The 1,848-nt window shown below is 70.7% G+C and carries 2 protein-coding genes and 1 pseudogene; 2 read left to right on the top strand and 1 reads right to left on the bottom strand.

The window, feature by feature from the left end; genetic code table 11:
- Together GJ633_RS16360 and GJ633_RS16355 are read left to right on the top strand one after the other, a co-directional pair.
- Nucleotides 1-1,070: pseudogene (locus tag GJ633_RS16360) on the top strand (sulfatase-like hydrolase/transferase); the annotation flags it as partial.
- Nucleotides 1,070-1,492: a GtrA family protein gene (locus GJ633_RS16355; RefSeq protein ID WP_156589611.1), complete on the top strand. Its 423-nt coding sequence runs from the start codon at nucleotides 1,070-1,072 to the stop codon at nucleotides 1,490-1,492. The pseudogene GJ633_RS16360 and the gene GJ633_RS16355, both read left to right, overlap by 1 nt.
- Nucleotides 1,493-1,523: 31 nt before the next feature.
- Here GJ633_RS16355 and GJ633_RS16350 read toward each other — a convergent pair.
- Nucleotides 1,524-1,848: HVO_0476 family zinc finger protein (locus tag GJ633_RS16350; RefSeq protein ID WP_303646536.1), on the bottom strand; the 325-nt coding region annotated here is incomplete at its 5' end.

Genomic DNA, 1,848 nt, shown 5'->3' with positions numbered 1-1,848 from the left:
TCCAGCTCGCGACGTCGCCGATCCGCCGCCTCGGGTCCAAGCTCCGCGGCGAGAGCGACGACCTGCCGTTCCTCGACGCGTCGCGGATGTTCGACGTGGAGGACGCCGCGACCGACTTCGTCGACCGGACCGACGAGCCGTTCTTCCTGTGGGTCCACTACATGGACACACACACGCCGTGACGTCCCGCGCCGCGGTACATCCGGGAGGTGTCGAACGGCCTCGTCGGCACCCACCGGATGCTCCACGCGCACACGCGGACGAGCCTCGGGTGGGAGGTCGGCGAGCGGACGCTCCGCGAGCTCCGGACCCTGTACCAGGCGACGGTCAGGCAGGTCGACGCCAGCGTCGGGCGGCTGCTCGACACGCTCGACGCCGCCGGCGTCGCGGACGAGACGGCGATCGTCGTCGCCGGAGACCACGGCGAGGAGTTCCAGGAGCACGGCCACCTCGCGCACTACCCGAAGCTGTACGACGAGCTGATCCACGTGCCCCTGATCGTGAACGTTCCGGGGGCGGACGGCGGCCGCGTCACCGACCACGTCGGCCTCGACGCGATCCCGCCGACCGTCGCCGACCTGCTCGGCGTCGAGTCATCGTCCGACTGGCACGGACGGTCGGTCGCGCCGGCGGTCGCCGGCGATACGGTCGGTGACGCGACGGACGGTGACCAGCAGGTCGGTGACGCGACGGACGGTGACGAGGTGGTCGACCACCCGCCCGTCGTCTCGGTGACCGTTCGCGGCGAGGAGGTGACCGAGCAGCCGATCCCGCGGTCGCTGTCGGATGGCGACCTCCTCGTGAGCGTCCGGGACGCCAAGTGGACGTACATCGAGAACGTCGACGCGGGGACGACGGAGCTGTACCACCGGCCGTCGGACCCGACCCAGCAGGAGGATCTGTCGGCCGACCCCTCGGCCGACGAGCGGGCGGTGATAGAGCGGTTCGCGCCGATCGCCGCCGAGCACGCCGCGACGCTCCGCGACCGGGAGCGTGACGCGGCCGCCGCAGAGGGCGACGAGGTCGACGAAGACCTCGAGGCGCGGTTGGAGGCGCTCGGCTATCGCTGATGATCCGGGCGGTCCTCCGCGACCTCACGAGCGGACCGATCGCCGTCCAACTCCGCCGGTTCGTGATCGTCGGCACGGCGACCGCCGGCGTGCAGATGGCGCTCCTCTGGCTGTTCGTCGACGCGGCGGGGATCAACTACCTGGTCGGCGCGATCGTCGCCATCGAGATCACGATCGTCCTCACGTACGTGCTCAACAACGCGTGGACGTTCCGGGCGAGCCGGAACACGGGCACCGTCGAGTACCTCTCGGGGCTGTTCAAGACGAACCTCGTCCGCGGGACCGCGATCCCGATCCAGCTCGGCGTCCTCTACGCGCTGGTCGAGTGGGGCGGGATCATGTATCTGGTTTCGAACGCGGCCGCGATCCTGTTGAGCGGGCTATACCGGTTCGTCCTCGACGCGCTGTGGACCTGGGGGTGAGCGCTGGCGACCCCGGGCAGCGGCGGCCGAGCTACCACGCCGACCACGCCGTCAGGCTCTCGTCGCGGGCGTACACCCGCTTGAGGTCCTTGGCGTAGGCGACGTCGCCGGGGTGATCGAGCTTCTCGTGGCGGTACGCCGGCGCGTCCTCGCGGATCTGGAGCCCCTCGACCGTGAACTCCTCGTCGCCGAACTCGACCGTCTCGTCGACGGTGAACTCGTAGTCGCCGGGGACGTTCACCCGGAGCGACCGCGTCTGGTCGGCGGTGCCGTCCTTCGGATGCAGCGTCACCGGCACGGCGACGTTGTCGACCGCGCGGGTCCACAGCGTGTCGACGTCGGCGACGTCGGCCTCC

It is taken from the genome of Halorubrum sp. CBA1125 (assembly GCF_009742825.1).
Taxonomy (GTDB): domain Archaea; phylum Halobacteriota; class Halobacteria; order Halobacteriales; family Haloferacaceae; genus Halorubrum.
The sequence above is the reverse complement of the archived record's forward strand: the minus strand, read 5'-3'. Positions and strand labels throughout refer to the sequence as shown.

What these genes read in the sequence shown, in the direction of transcription:
- GJ633_RS16355 (WP_156589611.1), top strand. Translation starts at nt 1,070, where the DNA reads ATGATCCGGGCGGTCCTCCGCGACCTCACGAGCGGACCGATCGCCGTC.